Genomic DNA, 20,187 nt, shown 5'->3' on the forward strand with positions numbered 1-20,187 from the left:
AAGCCATGTCTGGGGAATATCTTCACTACACCGTCTGCAGCGGCTCGGGGTCCGGAAAAGTCGGTGCGACAAGTGTTCTCGGGGGGTCTCCCGAGCGGCTGCCTTGCATGCAATGGCAACGCCAGTCGCCACCGCACGGCACGATCCGATCGGCGACTTGCCGTCTGCGTCGCATTTCAGTTCCGCCACGATGCTCAGACAGTCGAACAGAGCTGACAGTCATGGTCTGGACCGAAGAAAAGGAACAGCGACACAATGACCCCTTGTCCGCCTTGCGGACAAAGCCTGTGCAAAGATCGGGAAATCACGGATCCTTTGGTGCATCAGGCGTATTCATCGTCAAAACATCGAGTAAGATTAGACGTTGAATATTGGATTGCTCTTACGTAGAGTTCACTCCCCCCTGCAGACAAACCTCGGTCAACCGAGCATTGCCGTCTGCCTACCCCTGTCATGCCTCGGAGATCACACAGTTGAGAGCACCACTTTGGGATCGCTGTCTGTTGAAGCTCGAAGAAGAGCTATCCGACCAGCAACTCAACACCTGGATTCGTCCGCTGCAAGCCTGGCATGAATCAGACCAGCTACGCATACTGGCCCCGAATCGATTCGTGCTGGACATGGTGCAAAGCAGTTTCCACGCCCGCATCCAGGAAATTGCCAGTGCTCTGACGGCACCGGAAGATATTCAGGTCAAGCTGGTCATCGGATCGGGTCAACCGAACGAGGCGCAGCAAGCCTTTCAGGAAAAGAACGAGACGACCACGTCCTCTCGCGCCAGTGAACGCGAATCGGGACGAATGTCCGCCCCCGCTCACTCACAGGTGGCCAAGAGCACGCCGCCAGTCGACTCTCATCTGAAACCCGAGTTCAGCTTCAACACGCTGGTCGCAGGGAAAAGCAATCAGTTGGGTCGCGCCGCTGCCCTGCAGATCGGTGGCAGTCCGGGCACAGCCTACAATCCCTACCTCATCTACGGGGCCTCCGGACTGGGCAAGACCCACCTGATGCAGGCCATCGGTAACGAAATTCTGGCCAACAAGCCCGATGCCAGAGTCTCCTATATCAATTCGGAAACCTATGTGCATGAGATGGTCCATGCACTGCAGCATGGCAAGATGAATGAATTCAAGGCCTATTACCGGGGGCTGGATGCCTTGCTGATCGACGATATCCAGTTTTTCGCAGGCAAGGAACAGACTCAGGAAGAGTTCTTCCACAACTTCAATGCGCTGTTCGAGGGAAATCAGCAGATCGTTCTGACCTGCGATCGTTACCCGAAGGAGATCAATGGTCTCGAAGAACGTCTCAAGACCCGATTCGGCTGGGGACTGTCCGTGGCGATCGAACCGCCGGAACTGGAGATGCGAGTCGCGATTCTCAACAGCAAGGCCGAGCAGCGCGGTGTCACCCTGCCCTCGGAAGTCAGCTTCTTCATCGCCAAACGCATTCGCAGCAATGTTCGTGAACTGGAAGGTGCGCTGAAGCGTGTCATCGCCAACTCACAGCTGATCGGCACCCCCATTACGCTCGACTTCACGCGCGAAGCCCTGGCAGATCTGCTGGCGGTACAGGCCAAGACGGTCAGCGTCGAGAACATCCAGAAGACCGTAGCCGAGTATTACAACATCCGCCTGGCGGATCTCTCCGGCAAGAGCCGGTCTCGATCCGTTGCCAGACCCCGTCAGATTGCCATGGCCCTGGCCAAGGAACTCACCAGCAAGAGCCTGCCAGAGATCGGCAAGGCATTCGGTGGCAGAGACCATACGACCGTATTGCACGCCTGTCGCAAGGTGGTAGAGCTGCAGGAATCCGATGAAGGCATTCGCGAGGACTACAGTAATCTGCTGCGAACTCTTTCCAGCTGACGTTAGCTACCCTTTCAGGAACCCCTGTCTTCCGGTATAACCCTGTGGATAACTTATCAGCAATGTGTGCAAGCTATCAGAGGCTCTGACTTATCCACATTTCTCTCACAGGAAGAGCGTGTTGAGTCAAGCCAGTTATACAGACCGAATTTTATCCACAAGCGATTGTTTTAATTACTAAAAAAGCGGTTATCCACAGACTTTGCCCGCAGTAGTAGTAATAAACATAAACACACAATACAAACACACCTTTTTCTATCAGCCATGAAATTCAGTGCACAACGCGAGACTTTGCTGACGCCTTTGCAGCACGTAGTAGGCGCTGTTGAACGCAAACAGACCTCTCCAATACTTGGCAATGTCTTGATGGTTGCCGACGATGGCTACCTGACTCTGACGGCTACCGATTCGGAAATCGAAATGCAGGCAAGAGTCGAAATGCATATCGATCAAACCGGCTCTACCACGGTGCCTGCCAGAAAATTGCTGGAAATCTGCAAACATCTGCCGGATTCAGCTCGAGTGGATTTCAATTTCCAGGGTGACAAGGTCATCTTCAAATCCGGTCGCAGCAAGTTCACGCTCGCTACATTGCCTGCCAACGAATTTCCTCATGTCGATGCCCTTGACGCACCGCAACAAGTGATTTTGACGGCCTCTGTTTTATTGCAGTGCATCAAGAACACAGCCTTCTCCATGGCACAACAGGATGTGCGTTTCTATCTGAATGGCATGCTGCTGGAAATCGGTGCGGATCGACTCTCCTGCGTTGCCACTGATGGACATCGACTGGCCTATGCTCAATGCGCAACGGATGCCGAACCCGAAACCCCAGTCAGAGCCATCATTCCTCGCAAGACAGTCGGTGAATTGCAACGCCTGTTGGCCAGCGTCGAATCCGAAGATCCCGTGACCCTACTGGTAACACCTCAGCATCTTCAGGTTCAGGTGGGTGGGGTTCGATTGACCACTAAACTGATCGACGGTCGCTTTCCCGATTACAACCGCGTCATTCCCATAGATGGCAACAAGGAATTGCTGATCGATTGCCAGACCCTGAAGCAGTCACTCACTCGTGCATCGGTATTGTCCAACGAGAAATACCGCGGTGTGCGAATCGCACTTCAAAGTGGCACCCTCACTATTTCCAGCAACAACCCTGAACAGGAAGAAGCCATTGATGAACTGGAAGTCGACTACTCCGGGGATTCTGCAGAAATCGGTTTCAACGTGACCTATCTGCTGGATGTCCTGAACTCGCTGGAAAGTGTCAACGCGCGAATTCTGCTCAAGGACGGAAACAGCAGTGCCTTGATAACACCGGAAACCAACAGTGACAGCAAGTACGTTGTCATGCCGATGCGTTTGTGATTCTCGGCAAACTGGACGTCAGTGATTTCAGAAACATTCAGACACTGTCACTGACTCCCCACCCTCGCCTGAATCTCATCACTGGAAACAACGGATCAGGCAAGAGTTCAATACTCGAATCCATCCAGTGCCTTTCAACCGGACATTCATTCCGCACTCGAAAGGCACGCGAGTTGATCAACCGAGAAGCTCAGTCATTTACCTTGACTGCCCTGTTCTCCGATCCTCAAACCTCACGCGAACACAGAACCGGATTATCACGACAGCGCGATGGATCTGTAGAGCTGCGTCTAGACTTCGAAGAAGTCAAAAGCATCGCCGAAGTCACGCGATTACTCCCCGTAAAGTCTCTGACTCCTGATAGTCACAAACTGATTCAGGACGGTCCCGACGAGCGTCGTCAATTTCTGGATTGGGGTGTGTTCCACATGGAACATGGCTTTCTCGACACCTGGAAACATTTCAAGCGTTCTTTATCCCAACGGAATCAGTTATTGCGTGACACAGGTTCTTCCGCAGAACTGAAAACGTGGGATTCCCTGTTTGTCGAATCATCCGAAGCCATTGATCAATTTCGCAGTCGCTATGTCAGCGAACTATCCGTTGCTCTGACACAACGAATGCAGGACATGGATGCCAGGTTCCACGTGGAACTTGGCTACCGTCCCGGTTGGTCAGACGATTTCTCTTTGGCAGAACTGTTGACCAGAAATCTTGATTATCACCGGCGCATGAAGACCACCACCGATGGCCCCCACCGAGCCGAGATGACCCTGACCACTGAAGGAACAGCCGCCAAGCAGATATTGTCCAGGGGCCAGCAGAAGGTCCTGGTCTATTTACTGCATCTTGCGCAACTGGATCTTCTTGAACAGCGGAATGCCCGCCAGGCTGTTGTCCTTTGTGACGACCTGACTTCTGAACTGGATTCGGAACACTCTCGTGAAATCATCAACCAGCTTCTCAAATTGAACGGGCAGGTGTTCGTGTCCGGTGTCGACCTCGATGTACTGCGTCATCACGATCACTCAGTGTTCCACATGGAACACGGTAGTCTCAAAAACGTAGTATGATTAACAAGTTACGCTACGAAGACCGAACGAATGAGCGACTCTCCCAGTTATAACTCCACCAGTATCCAGGTCCTCAAGGGACTCGACGCTGTTCGCAAGCGTCCGGGGATGTACATAGGCGATACCGATGATGGAACCGGCTTGCACCATATGGTGTTCGAAGTCGTTGACAACTCCATCGATGAAGCCCTGGCAGGACATTGCAGTGCCATCAATGTCACGATCCACAGCGACGAATCAGTCAGTGTCTCTGATGATGGACGCGGTATCCCCGTCGATATTCACGAAGGAGAAGGAAAATCCGCTGCAGAGGTCATCATGACGGTGCTGCATGCGGGTGGAAAATTTGACGACAATTCCTACAAGGTGTCTGGTGGTTTGCACGGCGTGGGCATATCAGTCGTCAATGCCTTGAGTGAATGGCTGAAACTCACCATTCACCGCGACGGATTCATTCACACGCAGGAATACCGGGAAAGCAAGCCACTTGCGGATCTTCAAGTCGGAGAACCGACTGATACGACAGGCTCGAAAATTCACTTCAAGCCCAGTGCCGACACCTTCAGCAACATTCACTTCGAGTACGAGGTTCTGCGCAAGCGTCTGCGTGAACTCTCGTTCCTGAATAGTGGTGTTCGCATCATCCTCACCGATGAACGAACCGATCAGACAGATACCTTCGAATACGAAGGTGGAATCAGTGCATTCGTGGAGCATCTGAACCGCAAGAAGACGCCGGTTCATGGCACTGTGATCCATACACTGGGCAGCAAGGATGACGTCGCGGTGGAAGTTGCTCTGCAATGGACCGACAGCTACCAGGAAAACATCTTCTGCTTTACCAACAACATTCCGCAACGCGATGGCGGTACGCACCTGGCGGGTTTCCGCACAGCCATGACGCGTACGCTGAATCAGTACATGGAAGCAAGCGGTGTGAGCAGCAAGGCCAAGGTCTCGGCCACGGGTGACGATGCTCGCGAGGGACTGACTGCCGTACTGTCCGTCAAGGTACCGGATCCCAAGTTTTCCTCACAGACCAAGGAAAAACTGGTGTCATCCGAAGTGAAGGGCATCGTGGAATCCGTGCTGGGCGAATTCATGCATGACTTCCTGCAGGAAAACCCCAACGAAGCGCGTGAAATCACCGCCAAGATCATCGACGCCGCACGCGCCAGAGAAGCCGCTCGCAAGGCTCGGGAAATGACCCGTCGCAAAGGCGCTCTGGACATTGCCGGATTGCCCGGAAAACTGGCGGATTGCCAGGAAAAGGATCCGGCCAAATCCGAGATCTATCTGGTGGAAGGAGACTCGGCAGGTGGGTCCGCGAAGCAGGGGCGTGACCGACGACGACAGGCCATATTGCCGCTCAAGGGCAAGATCCTGAACGTCGAGAAGGCCCGATTCGACAAGATGCTGCAGAGCGCGGAAGTCGGCACCCTGATTACCGCACTGGGATGCGGCATCGGTCGTGACGAATTCGATGTCGACAAGTTGCGCTATCACTACATCGTCATCATGACCGATGCCGATGTCGACGGCTCACACATCCGGACCCTGCTGCTGACTTTCTTCTATCGCCAGATGCCAGAGCTGATCCGTCGAGGTCACATCTACATAGCTCAACCACCTCTGTTCAAGGTCAAGAAGGGCAAGCAGGAGCGATACGTCAAGGATGATGCCGAACTCAATGCCTACCTGCTGCAACTGGCGCTGGATGGTGCCCGGCTGCACGTCACCGCGGATGCACCCACCATCAGCGATACCGGCTTCGAATCGCTGGCCCAGGAATACATGCGGGTGGGACTGCTGATGAACCGGATGGAGCGCCGCTTCAACCGTGACGTGCTCGAGGCCATGATCAATCAGACACCCATCTCGGAAGACGATCTGACATCGGCTGACAAGGTGGCAGAATACGGACGCCAATTGGTTGACACCTTGAATGGCCAACTGTCAGTCACATCGCAGTACTCATCGTCACCTGTCGAACGCGACGGCAAGCACGGCCTGCAACTGGTCCGACGGGTCCATGGCAATGACAAGGAAATTCAGCTGGATCCCGGTTTCTTCCAGTCGCCGGATTACCGCACACTGGCAAGACTCGCCGAGAAGCTGGTCGGCATGCTGGGAGAGGGCGCCTATGTTGCCCGCGGTGATCGCGAGTTGCCGATCAGCAGTTTCAAGGAAGCCATGGACTGGCTGATTGCCGAATCCAAACGCGGTCTGACCATCCAGCGATACAAGGGACTTGGCGAAATGAATCCGGAACAGCTGTGGGAAACCACGATGGATCCGGAAGCCCGGCGAATGCTGCAGGTCAGCATCGAGGATGCCATTGCCGCCGATGAGGTCTTCGATACGCTGATGGGGGATCAGGTTGAACCCCGACGTGATTTCATCGAACGCAATGCCTTGTCGGTCTCCAACCTCGACGTCTAGAAAACCGGCCTGCCTGGTGCAGTCCCTGCCATTCACTCGATAGCCTGATTCGTTCTCATGTCTGATTTACTGGTGCAACGCCCCGACTTCTCGGCCATTGATGTCGAGACCATCGAACAGCAACTGGATGATCATCTCGCCGCCTGCCAGACCGTTGTCGATACCGTTTCAGGCATCGACAAGCCGGACTGGGAGTCGCTGATGCAGCCCCTGAGCGAAGTTCACAATCGTCTCTCGCTGTTCTGGTCGCCCATCAGTCATCTGAACTCGGTGATGAACAATGATCGTTTGCGCGACGTCTACAATCGCTGCCTGCCAAAGCTGAGCGCCTATTACACGCAACTGGGACAGAACAGCGCGCTGTACAACGCCACGCTGGCCTTGCGGGACAACCCGGATTTCTTGCAGATGTCGGCTGAACGGCAACAGCAGGTGCGTCATGAATTGCGGGATTTCGAACTGGGTGGCGTATCACTCAATGCCAGCGACAAACAGCGTTTTGGCGAGATCGCTCAGGAATTGTCCAGGCTGACGACCCGCTTTTCGGACAATGTTCTGGACGCCACCAATGCCTGGCACAAGTCGATCGACTCGGCCGAGCAACTGGATGGACTGCCCGACTCCGCGATTGCGGCAGCTCGACAACGCGCAGAGAGCAAAGGGCAGGCGGGCTATCTGCTGAACCTGGAGTTTCCCTGCTACATGGCGGTCATGATGTTCGCCAACGACCGGGGACTGCGTGAAGAGATGTATACCGCCTTCAGCACCCGAGCGTCCGATCAGGGGCCACACGCCGGGCAATTCGATAATTCCACGCTCATCCAGGACATCCTGTCACTGCGAGCGGAAAAGGCCGCCTTGCTCGGATTCGAATCCTATGCCCATCTGTCGGTGGTGCCCAAGATGGTCGAAACGCCGCAACAGGTTCTCGATTTCCTGGAGGACCTTGCGGTACGCGCGCGCCCCGCCGCCAAGGCCGAGTTCGATGAATTATCTCGCTTTGCTCGTGAGTCACTGGACCTACCTGAGCTGGCTGCCTGGGATGTGGCCTACGCCAGCGATCGACTCAAGAAGCAACAGCACGATCTGTCCGACGAGGAACTGAAACCCTACTTTCCGGCCGACCGTGCCATCCCCGGCATGTTCAAGGTTGTCGGCAAGCTGTTCGGTCTGCAGATCGAGCCGGTTGAGGACGCCGCGGTCTATCACCCGGACGTGAAGTTGTACGCCATTACCGATGAGCAGGGCGAAGCTCGTGGCGAGTTCTACCTGGACAACTACGCGCGTGAAAACAAGCGCGGAGGCGCCTGGATGGACGTCTGCGCAACCCGTCAGCGAGTCGCCGATGCCGTGCAGCAACCCATTGCCTACCTGACCTGCAACCTGACGCCGCCGGTTGGCGATGACCCGGCACTGCTCACACACATGGAGGTCACGACACTCTTCCACGAGTTCGGTCACGGCCTGCATCACATGCTCACCCGGGTGGAGACAGCGGGGGTCTCCGGCATCAACGGTGTGGAATGGGATGCTGTCGAGTTGCCCAGTCAGTTCCTGGAGAACTGGTGCTGGGAACGCGAATCCATCGACATGATCAGTGGCCACTACCAGACCGGTGACGCCTTGCCCGATGAGCTGCTGGAGAAGATGCGCAATGCCCGCAATTTTCAAAGTGCCATGCAGCTGGTCAGGCAACTGGAATTCTCCCTGTTCGACATGCACCTGCATCTGGAATCGAGCAGCGACAAACCGGCCGATGTGCAGGCAACACTGGATCGTATCCGGCAGCAGGTGGCCGTCGTACCGGCACCGTCCTTCAACCGTTTCCAGCACAGTTTTTCGCATATCTTCGCCGGTGGATACAGTGCGGGATATTTCAGCTACAAATGGGCTGAAGTCTTGTCGGCTGATGCGTTTTCCCGATTCGAGGAAGAGGGCATCTTCAACGAGGAAACGGGACGCTCCTTTCTGCAGAACGTGCTGGAGGTGGGCGGCTCGCGCGATGCCATGACATCGTTCAGTGCCTTTCGTGGACGTGAGCCGGATGTCGCCGCCTTGTTGCGCCATTCCGGTCTGACCTGACTGACATCATGAAATACAAGGATCTGCGCGATTTTCTGGCCGGGCTGGAAGCGCAAGGTGAACTCAAGCGTATCAGTGAGCCGGTGGATCCGAATCTGGAAATCACGGAGATCTGCGATCGCACCCTGCGCAGTCAGGGACCTGCGCTGCTGTTCGAGAATCCGATCGGTTCCGACGTGCCCCTGCTGGGTAATCTGTTCGGTACCCCGCAAAGAGTTGCACTGGGGATGGGTGAGGACTCCGTAGAGGCCTTGCGAGAGGTCGGCAAGCTGCTGGCCTTCCTGAAGGAGCCGGATCCGCCCAAGGGCATCAAGGACGCCTGGAATTCCTTGCCCATCTTCAAGAAGGTGCTGGACATGGCGCCCAAGACAACACGCTCACCCGCCTGTCAGGAAGAGAGCTGGGATAGCGTCGATCTGTCTCGTCTGCCGGTACAGACCTGTTGGCCGGGTGATGCCGGTCCGCTGATTACCTGGGGCCTGGTCATCACCCGCGGTCCTCACAAGAAGCGGCAGAACATGGGCATCTACCGCCAGCAGGTGATAGCGCCAGACAAGACCATCATGCGCTGGCTGAGTCATCGCGGCGGGGCACTGGATTTTCGCGAGTGGCAACAGGAACACCCGGGTGAACCGTTTCCGGTGGCTGTGGTTCTCGGTGCCGATCCGGCAACGATCCTCGGCGCCGTGACCCCGGTGCCTGACAGTCTTTCCGAACACGCCTTCGCAGGTCTGCTGCGCGGGGAGCGCACCGTGCTGGGCAAGGCGATGTTGTCGGATCTGCAGGTTCCTGCCTCCGCGGAATACGTGCTGGAAGGCTATCTGTATCCCGGGGAGACGGCACCGGAAGGCCCTTTCGGTGACCATACCGGCTATTACAACGAGGTGGATGAATTCCCGGTCTTCACGATCGAGAAGGTCACGCATCGTCGCGACCCCATCTATCATTCGACCTATACCGGCAGACCACCGGACGAGCCGGCCATTCTGGGGGTGGCACTCAACGAGGTGTTCGTCCCCATCCTGCAAAAGCAGTTTCCCGAGATCGTGGACTTCTACCTGCCACCGGAAGGGTGCTCCTATCGCATGGCGGTGGTCAGCATGAAGAAGCAGTACCCCGGGCATGCCAAACGCGTGATGATGGGGGTGTGGTCCTTTCTGCGGCAATTCATGTACACCAAATTCGTGATCGTGGTGGACGACGATGTCGATGCGCGTTCCTGGGAAGATGTGATCTGGGCTATCACGACACGTATGGATCCGGCGCGAGACACCACCCTGATCGAGAACACGCCTATCGACTATCTGGACTTTGCTTCCCCCGTCTCCGGGCTGGGCTCCAAGATGGGGATGGATGCGACCAACAAGTTACCTGGTGAAACGGATCGGGAATGGGGTGAACCCATCGAGATGAGCGCAGCGGTGAAAGCCCGTGTCGACGCGCTCTGGGAACGACTCGGCATCTGATTGAAGCCTCCGGCAAGGGGCAGGGCAACTCTGCTGAGCTGCGATATGCTGCTGCTTCGTATTACGTCGTTTTACCTACCCGTTTACCTGCTGATCCATGCCTGTCGTAACATGCCCTGGCTGCCGTTGCCGCGTCCTTGCTGGCGACAATCACGGCAACGGTTGTCGATGTCATTTCCTTGGGTCACCAACTAGAGGTCTGGATGGAAGGTAGGGCTGCGTGGTTACATCAACAGCAATCCTGCATCGGGTTTGATGAACTGACATCCATGGTGTCCGAACTGATGAGTCTGTTCGTGCGAGAACAGGACCATGCCTGTGTCAGCAGTGGGGCCGCCTCAGCGGACTGGGTCTCACCCAGCGGGCTGACTCGCGTGATTCGTCACGGCAGCAGTGCCGCCTTGCACAGCGTGCTCAATCAGGTACCTGATGCCATCGCGGCGGAATTCGAAGTGATTCACTGTGACATCCCGGAATTCTCGTGGTGCGAGTACCTGTGGCCCCATCTGCAGCGCAGCAATGCCTGTCAGAGGCAATCGATGCAGATCAGTCTGCCGGCGACCTGTCTGGTCGAATTGATGAATTTTCACGAGCAGCACCAGACGTCATGGTTGCGTCGCTACATGATGGCCAATCCGGAAAGCTCACTGACGGTTTCCAGACGTCGTGCCCAGGTCAACAAAATTGGCATAGTGGCTGAGCCTGACCGGTTCCAGTTGCTTTAGGCGAGCAGCCATCTCACGAGCCGGCAGCGGTTGCGAGAAGTGATAGCCCTGGTAGCCTTCGCAACCTTCCATGGCGAGCATGGGCAGGATCTCGCCATCTTCCACACCTTCGGCAATCACCCGGATACCCAGCGTTCTGGCCAGGGCGATGATGCTCTTGATGACCGTGATGGCATGCGGAAAACGCGATATATCGGCAATGAAGGAGCGATCGATCTTCAGATGGTCCAGAGGCAACTGGCTCAGATACGCCAGGGAAGAATAGCCGGTACCGAAATCATCGAGTGATATCTGAACTCCCAATTGCTTGATATCATTGATGATATTGGTTTCTATCGTTTGCACCAGAGCCGACTCGGTTATTTCCAGAATCAGGCTGTCCGGCCGCATGGAATGCTTGTCCAGAATCGCCGCCACCCGTTGTGCAAAATGTGGCATTCCCAGTTGACGCGCCGACACATTCACCGACATGGTCGTTGCCGGTCCGATCAGTCCCTTGCGCAGCCAGATGCGGTGCTGACCACAGGCCTGACTGATGGCCCATTCCCCCAGCTCACCGATCAGGCCGGTTTCCTCGAGAACATCGATGAAGGCGCCGGGACTGACATGTTCGCCGGTATCCTGCGGCCAGCGCAGCAGGGCTTCAAAGCCCAGCAGGCGTTGTTCCCTGATCAACAGCTGCGGCTGGTAGAACAGTTCGAAGTCCTGGCGGTCGACCGCTCGGCGCAGGCTGGTGATCATGACAGAGCGATCACGCTGTGCCTGGTCCAGCTCCGGTGTGAAGAATACATGTCGTGAGCGACCGGAGAGCTTGGCTCTGTACAGGGCCACGTCGGCCTGCTTGATCAGACTGTTGGCATCCTGGACACCTCTGTTTTCCATACCGGTTGCCAGAGCGATGCCGACACTGGCAGACACATAGACCTCTTCCATCTGCAGCAGGAAAGGCTGCTTCAGCACGTGGACGATGGCGTCAGCCACGATGCTGGCATCCTGGCTGTTGTCCAGCGTGCGCAGGGTGACGGTGAATTCGTCGCCACCGAGTCGCGCCACGATATCGTCTTCACGAACCGTGTGGCGGATCCGGTGAGCCACCTGTTGCAGCAATTCATCGCCGGCATCATGCCCGAGGGTATCGTTGACGGCCTTGAAACCGTCGAGATCGATGAACAGCAGCGCAAGGATTCCATGGGGCTTGCGTTCTTCCAGCGAGCTGTGCAGCTGGTCGAGAAAACTGGTGCGATTGGGCAATCCGGTCAGCGCGTCGTGGTGTGCAATCTGCGTCAGTCGTCTTTCAGCCAGATACTGCTCGGTGATGTCCATGATCACGACCAGACTGCCAGTCAGCATCTGCAGGGAATTCATCAATCCGGTGGCATTCATGCTGACCCACAGCGAGCGCTGGTCCGGAGGGGTCAGTCTCACTACCTGACGATAGGTCTGACCATCGAGCAGTGCCCGACGCATGTCCATCAGGGTCTGCGGTCGCTGGTCCTCGTGCAGGGCATCGATCCAGCCGCTGCCCATGTTCTTTTCCAGCGACTGTCCCGTCAGCTGGCACCACATGTCATTGGCGTAGTCACAGGTCCATTCCTGGTTGAGCTTGACGATGCCTACCGGCGCCAGTTGTGTCAGCGTCTGGTACTGCACGGCAGCACTCTGCAGTTCGTGAGCTGACTGGACACGGTCGCTGATATCGTTGAATACCAGCGTGGTGAAGACGCTGTCCTTGACGCGGGTATGAAACATCGACAGCTCCACGGCGAAGCTGTGTCCATCGGCCCGGCGGGCTGTCACTTCGCGGATCACGAAGGGACGTTCATCATGCGATTGCAGACTGTTGTAGTACGTGGCAGCCCGGCGAGTCAGTGTTCCGATGACATCCTCCGGCAGAAACACGCTGACGGGTGAGCCCAGTGTCTGATTGATGTCTACACCGAACAAGGTCTCGCAGGCCCGATTGAATGCCGTGATCCGGCATTGGTCATCCACGGTCATGACACCATTGAACGTGGCATCCAGCAGTGTCACCAGCTGTCGACTGGTTTCTCCGATATCGGCAATGACATTGTTGATACCGCGGTTGACGATACTGTTGATGTGCACCCGCATGAAGGCATCGAGCATCGATTGCAGGCGGTTGACCAGTACCAGGTCGAAGCGCAGGCGGGCATTCGCCACGAACAGCAAGGCTCGCAGCTCCGATTTCTCGCAGATCGGCAGCAGGGCATAGGAATGGATACGCGGATGGCAGCTGGGCAGGTTGATGCTGACCTTGTCTTCTGCCGCATTGCTGAACACCGACTTGCCGGTATCGATGACGTCCTGCAGCAGCTCGTCAGCCTGACGATGCAACAAGGTGTCGTGTTGTCGTGACAGCACACTGCTGGCATCCACCGATACCACGGCGTCGAGTATGACTCGGGTTCTTGCCTTGGCATCCGATGGGGAGGTATCGATTCGCAGTACGCAGCCGTAGGCTGCATCCACCAGCCGCAAGGCTTCGATGATCAGTTCTTCACCCAGATCGCGCGGTGACAGGCCCCGTGCCACACGGTCTCCGACGCGATTCAGAAATCGTTTCTGAATGTTGTCTACCGCTTGCCGTACTTCGAAATCAGCACGCCGTTCTGTTTCGATTTCGCTCACACGAATCAGTATTCCTCGACTCCGCGGATGCGGGTTTGCAACTCCCCGGAGCCGGGAACACCATTCGGCTGATACATGGATTTCGGGGGCATGGCCTACTCTGAGTGGATAGTGTAGTTCACGCAACTTATTGTGGGCTGAGGAAACCCGTTATGCAGCTATCAGATATGTACTGTCGCCAGAGAGCAAAATGAACTAGCCGGTTTTCCCGGTCGGCTTGAACAGCGAAGATCTGTACCACCAACGCAGGTTGGCAGGCAGTGCGCCCTGCAGAAGGACTCAGCGGTGCAACCAGCGACGGATGCAGTCAAGCTGACCCTGATCACCCGGTGGAACGGCAATCATGGCGGCCTGGCGGAATCCCAGTTCCTGGGCCAGTTCGGCGGCTCGGGCACTGTTGACCACCAGGGGCAGTGCCTGCAGTCGGGGCAGGTGTGCTGCCGCCAGGGTCACCAGATTCTCCAGGGTTTCGTTGCTGGTGATGCTGATCAGGTCGGGTGGCTGGCGCTCGACAATTCGTGTCACCTGCGCTGCGGGTATACGGGGAAGTCGGCGTCGATAGACTTCTGCACTGGCAACCTGCCAGCCCAGTTTCTGCAAGCCGGGGCCCAGCAGACCACGACCGGCACAGCCCTTGACCAGTAGCAGCCTACCCGCTCGGCAGGTGCTTATCTGCGCCAGAAAGGATTCACTGTTGTAGGGAGAGTCCGGCAGGAAGGCCAGTGGTTGGCCAAGACGCTGCAGCGCTGCTCCGGTGGCCGCCCCGATGGCATGAACGGCAAGCCCGACCCAGGGCAGGGGACGCTGCCGGTGGGCCTGTCTGACCGCGTTGACACTGGTGAACAACACGCTGTCATAGCGTTCGGCCAGGTCCGTATCCAGCGTGGTATCGCGCAGGGCTTCGATTTCCAGACAGGGAAGATGGCTGACCGACAGGCCCAGAGCCTCCAACTGCTCGATGAAGGGCTGCTGCTGGCCGAGCGGTCGGGTGATCAGGATATGGGGCGTGGCGCTCATGGTGTCGATAGTCTACCTGCGCTATCCGAGTCCGGCGCTTCCCAGTACACTTGCGTGGTTTTCTGCACACGACGATTTCATCATGAGTTCTAAAGATTCATCCAGTGGCACCCCTGCGGCAGCCGGTGTCGACGGGCAAGGCAAGGACAAGGCAGCAACCAATACACAGTGGGGCGGCCGCTTCAGTGAGTCCACCGATCAGTTCGTCCAGGCTTTCACCGCCTCGGTGCAGTTCGATCAGCGCATGTATCGCCAGGATATCGAGGGCTCACGTGCCCATGCGGCAATGCTGACCCGTATCGGCGTACTCGATGAAACCGATCTGACAGCGATTCGCCAGGGGCTGGATGCGATCGAGAAAGAAATCGAAGCCGGCAATTTCGACTGGTCGGTGGCCCTCGAAGATGTGCACATGAATATCGAAGCGGCGCTGACAGCGCGCATCGGTGATGCGGGCAAACGTCTGCACACGGGTCGCTCGCGCAACGATCAGGTGGCCACCGATATTCGCCTGTACATGCGTGATGCCTGTGACGCGGCGGCGGCAGAGTGCACACGCCTGCTGGAAGGCTTGTTACCTCTGGCACAGACGCATGCTGCGACGATCATGCCCGGTTTCACCCACTTGCAGACGGCGCAGCCTGTGACCTTCGGCCACCACGTCATGGCCTGGTTCGAGATGCTGCTGCGTGATCTGGAGCGCCTTGGCGACACGCGCCGACGGCTCAACCGCATGCCGCTGGGCGCTGCTGCGCTGGCTGGTACCTCCTATCCCATCGATCGGCAGATCACCCGCGAGCTGCTGCACTTCGATGCCGTTTGCGAAAACTCCCTGGATGCGGTCAGTGATCGCGATTTCGCCATCGAATTCTGTTCGAACACTGCCATCTGTCTGATGCACCTGTCCCGCATCGCCGAGGAACTCGTGCTGTGGATGTCGGCCCAGTTCCGCTTCATCGATCTGCCCGATCGCTTCTGCACGGGTTCATCCATCATGCCGCAGAAGAAGAATCCGGACGTGCCCGAGCTGGTGCGAGGCAAGACCGGCCGCGCCTATGGCAACCTGATGTCCCTGCTGACCCTCATGAAGAGCCAGCCTCTGGCCTACAACAAGGACAACCAGGAAGACAAGGAGCCACTGTTCGATTCAGTGGACACCCTGTTGGGCAGCCTGCGCGCCTTCGCCGACATGCTGCCGGCCATTCAGGTTCGTGAGGCAGAGATGCGGGCGGCGGCGCGAGATGGATTCTCCACGGCCACCGATCTCGCCGATTATCTGGTGCGCAAGGGCCTTGCGTTTCGTGATGCCCATGAGGTCGTCGGTCTGGCAGTAGCCCACGGCATCCGCCATTCACAGGATCTGGCCGACATGTCGCTGGAAGTCCTGCGAGGCTTCAGTGATCACATCGAAGCCGATGTCTTCGATGTACTGACGCTGGAAGGGTCGGTCAATGCCCGCAGCCATATTGGTGGCACCGCCCCGGCCGCCGTGAAGGAGGCCATCGAGCGTGCCCGCGGGCGACTGGCCAGTGCCTACATGCCGAACTGAAGCTTCAGCCAGTTGGAGACGTCGGCGACTTCGTCGGCGCTCACACTGTGCGGGATGGGGTAGCTGTGCCATTCCAGCGCCACCTTGTGTTCGAGCATCACATCGCGTGATTGCTCGGCATGGCGAATCTGGATGACGTCGTCGTAGAGCCCGTGAGCCATGAAGACCGGGACCGACTGGCGCTCTGGAGTGATCGCCGGCAGAGAGGTTTCCTGAATGGGCAGATAGGTGGACAGGGCCAGAATGCCGCCGAGGGTGTGCTTGCCGGTCAGGCCTTCGTACAGGGCAATGGCGCCGCCCTGGGAGAAACCGGCCAGGGTGATGTTGCGCGCCGGTATGCCGGCCTCGATCTGGCTGTCGATCAGTTCACTGACCAGACTGGCGGATTCGGTGATACCGGCCGTGTCCTGCTGGCGACTGCCGAAGTCCATGGAGTTGATGTCATACCAGCCCCGCATGGCCGCCCCGCCATTGACCGTGATGGGTCGGACAGGCGCATGGGGAAACAGGAAACGCACGCCGGGGCGTTGCAGCAACTGCAGTTCAGGGACAATGGGCTCGAAGTCATGACCACTGGCACCAAGTCCATGTAGCCATATGACGGCGTATTCCGGTTGGTCGGCGGTGTTGATCTCGATGCAGTCGAGCAGTTTCCGGGTCATGGGTGCTGGCGGTTTCAGGGTATCGAGTGGGCGAGGCGAGTATACTCCAAAGCCCCCGATCGAAAGTGCCGGCATGATTCTGCAACCACCGATAACACTGATTTCCAGCCTCGTCGTGCTGTTGGCCCTGTCCGGCTGTGGCAACAAGGGAGACCTGTACCTGCCGGATGATCCGGTCATTCAGCAGGATATGGAACAATTGCAGCGTGTCCTGGATATCGACGAAGTACCGGTGGCGGAGCCAGTGGAAGTGGACGATGAGCAGATCGAGGACAAACCGGCAAAGAAGGATACCGCGAAACCCTGAACCGACAGGCTGGACGCCGCGGCGGCCGCCAACCCGAATACCGACGCCTCGACTGTCGATCGGCAGACTCGAGCCCAAACCGATTTCACCTGAAGACCCCATCGCATGACTGCCTTCTACCGTCAATCCGGATCGATGATGAGCGACCGGAAATCCCTGAGTTCGCTGGCTGATGAGTTCGGCACACCCCTGTATGTCTACAATCGGGGTGCCATCGAGCATGCCTGGCAGGAATTCGAAACGGCCCTGCAGGGGCATCGTCATCTGATCTGCTATGCCGTCAAGGCCAACAGCAATCTGGCCATCCTGAATATTCTGGCCCGCCTCGGATCAGGTTTCGACATCGTCTCGGTGGGCGAGCTCAGACGGGTGCTGGCAGCCGGCGGACAGGCCGATCGCATCGTGTTCTCGGGGGTGGGCAAGAGTGCTGCGGAAATGGCCGCCGGACTGGAAGCGGGCATTCGCTGCTTCAATGTCGAGTCCGATGCCGAGCTCGATCGCCTGGCCGAGGTGGCGGCGGCTCACGGTGTCGTGGCACCCGTTTCCCTGCGCATCAATCCCGACGTCGATGCCCAGACACACCCCTATATCTCCACCGGTCTGAAGGAAAACAAGTTCGGTATCGGCATGAGCCATGCCATGGACAGTTACCGGCGCGGTGCGGAGCATGCCAGCCTGGCGATCAAGGGCATCGACTGTCACATCGGCTCCCAGTTGACGAGACTCTCACCCTATGCCGATGCCGTTGCATTGCTGATCGACATGGTCGATCGACTGGCCGATGAGGGCATTCGACTGTCACACCTCGATGTGGGGGGCGGCCAGGGTATAGCCTACTCCGAGGACGAGGCCAGCCTGGATATCGGTGCCTGGGCGGATTGCGTGATCCAGGGCATCGGCGACAGGGATCTGGAAATCATGGTGGAGCCGGGGCGTTACGTGGTCGGACAGGCCGGCGTGCTGCTGACACGGGTGGAATATCTGAAGAACAATGAAGATCGCCATTTTGCCGTGGTCGATGCGGCCATGAACGACCTGATTCGCCCGGCCTTGTACAGCGCCTGGCAGGCCATCGAGGAAGTGGAGACACTGCCGCGAGAGTCACAGGTGTATGACGTGGTGGGGCCGATCTGCGAATCTGCCGATTTTCTCGGCAAGCAACGTTCGCTGGCCATTGCACAGGACGATCTGCTGTGTGTGCGATCGGCCGGTGCCTATGCCGCAGTCATGAGCTCCAACTACAACACGCGGGCACGTGCAGCCGAAGTCATGGTCGATGGTGACGATGCCCATCTGGTGCGTGCCCGGGAAAACATCGAGGACTTGTTTGCCAACGAGTATCTGTTGCCATGACAGCGATCACCTTCACCAAGATGCACGGCCTGGGCAATGACTTCATGGTCATTGACAATCAACAGCAGAACATCCAGTTCGAGCCCGAGCTGATTCGCAGGTTGTCGGACAGGCATACCGGCATCGGTTTCGATCAGCTGCTGGTGGTCGAGCGTCCCTCGGTGGCAGAAGCCGAGTTCGACTATCGGATCTTCAATGCCGATGGCGATGAGGTGGAGCATTGCGGCAACGGCGCGCGCTGCTTTGCACGTTTTGTCAGCGATCGAGGCATGACGCAGAGCCGTGTCATCCAGGTCAACACCAGCGGCGGTCTGATCACCCTGCGGCTGCAGGACGACGGGCAGGTAATGGTGCAGATGGGGGTACCGGTCTTCAACCCTGCCGGTGTGCCGTTTCTGTCCGAGGACGTGGAGGCCGCCCTGTATCACGATCTGCAGGTGGGTGGGGAGCTGTATCGGGTCGGGGTGGCCAGTATCGGTAATCCGCATGTACTGCTGCAGGTCGATGATGTCGACCTGGCTGATGTGGAAAGACTGGGACCGTTGGTGGAGAGTCACCCGCAGTTTCCGCGACGCGTCAATGTCGGATTCATGCAGATCATCGATCGCCAGCATGTGCGTCTGCGCGTGTTCGAACGCGGTGTCGGCGAGACGCAAGCCTGTGGCAGCGGAGCCTGTGCTGCCGTGGCCATTGCGCATCGTCAGGGCCTGCTTGACAAAACGGTGTCCGTGACCTTACCCGGTGGTGAGTTGAAAATACATTGGCCAAATGAAAACTCATCAATTGAAATGACGGGCCCATGTTCTACAGTCTTTGAAGGACACACGAGAATGTAGAAAAAAATGCAATCCGAACAATCTGATCTGGGCCACGCTTTGAGCGATGAAGACGTGCTTCGGTATCTGGGGGGCAACCCCGAGTTCTTCGTCAACAACCAGGACATCCTGCCCAGGCTGCGAATTCCCCATGAGTCCGGCAAGGCCGTTTCTCTGATAGAAAGGCAAGTGAGCGTACTGCGTGGCAAATGCAGCACGCTGGAAAACAGTCTGCGGGATCTGATTGCGGTTGCCCGCGAAAACGAATCCCTGCATCAGCGGTTGCATCTGCTGCTGCAGGAAATCATCTCCACTCGCTCACTGGACCAGATCGTCACGCTGACCCGCAACAGTCTGCGGGAGAATTTCAATGCCGATGATGTGCATGTGCTGCTGTTCGCCAGCAAGCCCAGGGCACCGAGAAAGTCGGCCAGCAGCAAGGCCGGTGGCAAGAGCACCACGCCTCGAACCCGCAAACAGAAGCCGGTGGAAGGCATGCAGATCATCGCTCACGATGATCCATCCATTGCGCTGTTCGATGAGCTATTTGCCGGTACGGACACGCTGTGCGGATTACCCAGTGAAGAGCATCTGGCCTGTTTCGTCGGTCAGGACTACGCCAACATTGCCTCGGCGGCGATGATTCCCCTGCAGCACAAGAACCGACTCGGTGTGGTCATGCTCACCAGTCGTGATGAATCACGGTTTGCCTCCGGCAAGGGGGTGATGTTCCTGAATCAGCTGGGACAGCTGCTGAGCCGGCGGCTGCAGACCTACGGCACCATCGTGCCAGTGACGCCCGAGTGAA

15 protein-coding genes are annotated in these 20,187 nt (G+C 57.4%); 12 read left to right on the forward strand and 3 right to left on the reverse strand.

From position 1 onward, the window contains the following. Positions 1-473: 473 nt before the first annotated feature. From dnaA to ACUNV4_RS19420, 7 genes are all read left to right on the forward strand, one after another. Entirely contained in the window at positions 474-1,868 is a 1,395-nt protein-coding gene (gene dnaA, locus ACUNV4_RS19390) for a chromosomal replication initiator protein DnaA (protein ID WP_430880254.1), read from the forward strand. A gap of 264 nt (positions 1,869-2,132) precedes the next feature. Beyond that, positions 2,133-3,239 carry a DNA polymerase III subunit beta gene (dnaN, locus tag ACUNV4_RS19395; RefSeq protein WP_430880255.1) on the forward strand — a complete coding sequence of 369 codons (1,107 nt, stop codon included), beginning with the start codon at positions 2,133-2,135 and terminating at the stop codon, positions 3,237-3,239. Beyond that, complete coding sequence (gene recF, locus ACUNV4_RS19400) at positions 3,236-4,312, forward strand: DNA replication/repair protein RecF (RefSeq protein ID WP_430880256.1); 1,077 nt, start codon at positions 3,236-3,238, stop codon at positions 4,310-4,312. Before dnaN ends, recF begins: the two co-directional genes overlap by 4 nt. 30 nt (positions 4,313-4,342) lie before the next feature. Next, a complete protein-coding gene (gyrB, locus tag ACUNV4_RS19405) occupies positions 4,343-6,754 on the forward strand; it encodes a DNA topoisomerase (ATP-hydrolyzing) subunit B (protein ID WP_430880257.1) in 2,412 nt (803 codons plus the stop codon). Between the two features lie 57 nt (positions 6,755-6,811). Next, positions 6,812-8,836 carry a M3 family metallopeptidase gene (locus ACUNV4_RS19410; protein ID WP_430880258.1) on the forward strand — a complete coding sequence of 675 codons (2,025 nt, stop codon included), beginning with the start codon at positions 6,812-6,814 and terminating at the stop codon, positions 8,834-8,836. A gap of 8 nt (positions 8,837-8,844) precedes the next feature. After that, on the forward strand, positions 8,845-10,302 hold the full coding sequence (gene ubiD, locus ACUNV4_RS19415; RefSeq protein WP_430880259.1) for a 4-hydroxy-3-polyprenylbenzoate decarboxylase: 1,458 nt from the start codon (positions 8,845-8,847) through the stop codon (positions 10,300-10,302). Positions 10,303-10,505: 203 nt separating this feature from the next. After that, positions 10,506-11,027, forward strand: coding sequence for a hypothetical protein (locus ACUNV4_RS19420; RefSeq protein ID WP_430880260.1), 522 nt, complete (start codon positions 10,506-10,508; stop codon positions 11,025-11,027). Here the strand turns inward: ACUNV4_RS19420 and ACUNV4_RS19425 are convergent. Next, the gene (locus ACUNV4_RS19425; protein ID WP_430880261.1) at positions 10,947-13,676 is read right to left on the reverse strand and encodes a bifunctional diguanylate cyclase/phosphodiesterase; all 2,730 of its coding nucleotides are present in this window, start codon (positions 13,674-13,676) and stop codon (positions 10,947-10,949) included. The genes ACUNV4_RS19420 and ACUNV4_RS19425 overlap by 81 nt on opposite strands. Positions 13,677-13,955: 279 nt before the next feature. After that, entirely contained in the window at positions 13,956-14,693 is a 738-nt protein-coding gene (locus ACUNV4_RS19430; RefSeq protein WP_430880262.1) for a uroporphyrinogen-III synthase, read from the reverse strand. Between the two features lie 82 nt (positions 14,694-14,775). On the opposite strand from ACUNV4_RS19430, the gene argH reads away from it, so the two are divergent. Continuing rightward, on the forward strand, positions 14,776-16,242 hold the full coding sequence (gene argH, locus ACUNV4_RS19435) for an argininosuccinate lyase (protein WP_430880263.1): 1,467 nt from the start codon (positions 14,776-14,778) through the stop codon (positions 16,240-16,242). Here argH and ACUNV4_RS19440 read toward each other — a convergent pair. Then, entirely contained in the window at positions 16,227-16,904 is a 678-nt protein-coding gene (locus ACUNV4_RS19440; RefSeq protein WP_430880264.1) for an alpha/beta hydrolase, read from the reverse strand. The two genes, argH and ACUNV4_RS19440, sit on opposite strands and share 16 nt — an antisense overlap. Before the next feature lie 73 nt (positions 16,905-16,977). Between ACUNV4_RS19440 and lptM the strand changes: the two genes are divergently transcribed. The 4 genes from lptM to ACUNV4_RS19460 all read left to right on the forward strand — a co-directional run bounded on the left by lptM (position 16,978) and on the right by ACUNV4_RS19460 (position 20,186). Continuing rightward, positions 16,978-17,211, forward strand: a complete 234-nt coding sequence (gene lptM, locus ACUNV4_RS19445; protein WP_430880265.1) for an LPS translocon maturation chaperone LptM — start codon at positions 16,978-16,980, stop codon at positions 17,209-17,211. A 105-nt stretch (positions 17,212-17,316) separates the two neighbouring features. Continuing rightward, positions 17,317-18,564 (forward strand): diaminopimelate decarboxylase, encoded by a 1,248-nt coding sequence (gene lysA, locus ACUNV4_RS19450; protein WP_430880266.1) that lies wholly within the window; start codon positions 17,317-17,319, stop codon positions 18,562-18,564. Beyond that, entirely contained in the window at positions 18,561-19,400 is an 840-nt protein-coding gene (gene dapF / locus ACUNV4_RS19455) for a diaminopimelate epimerase (RefSeq protein ID WP_430880267.1), read from the forward strand. Before lysA ends, dapF begins: the two co-directional genes overlap by 4 nt. 6 nt (positions 19,401-19,406) lie before the next feature. Next, positions 19,407-20,186, forward strand: a complete 780-nt coding sequence (locus ACUNV4_RS19460; RefSeq protein ID WP_430880268.1) for a DUF484 family protein — start codon at positions 19,407-19,409, stop codon at positions 20,184-20,186. The last annotated feature ends 1 nt before the right edge of the window (position 20,187 follow it).

It is taken from the genome of Granulosicoccus sp. 3-233 (assembly GCF_052681095.1).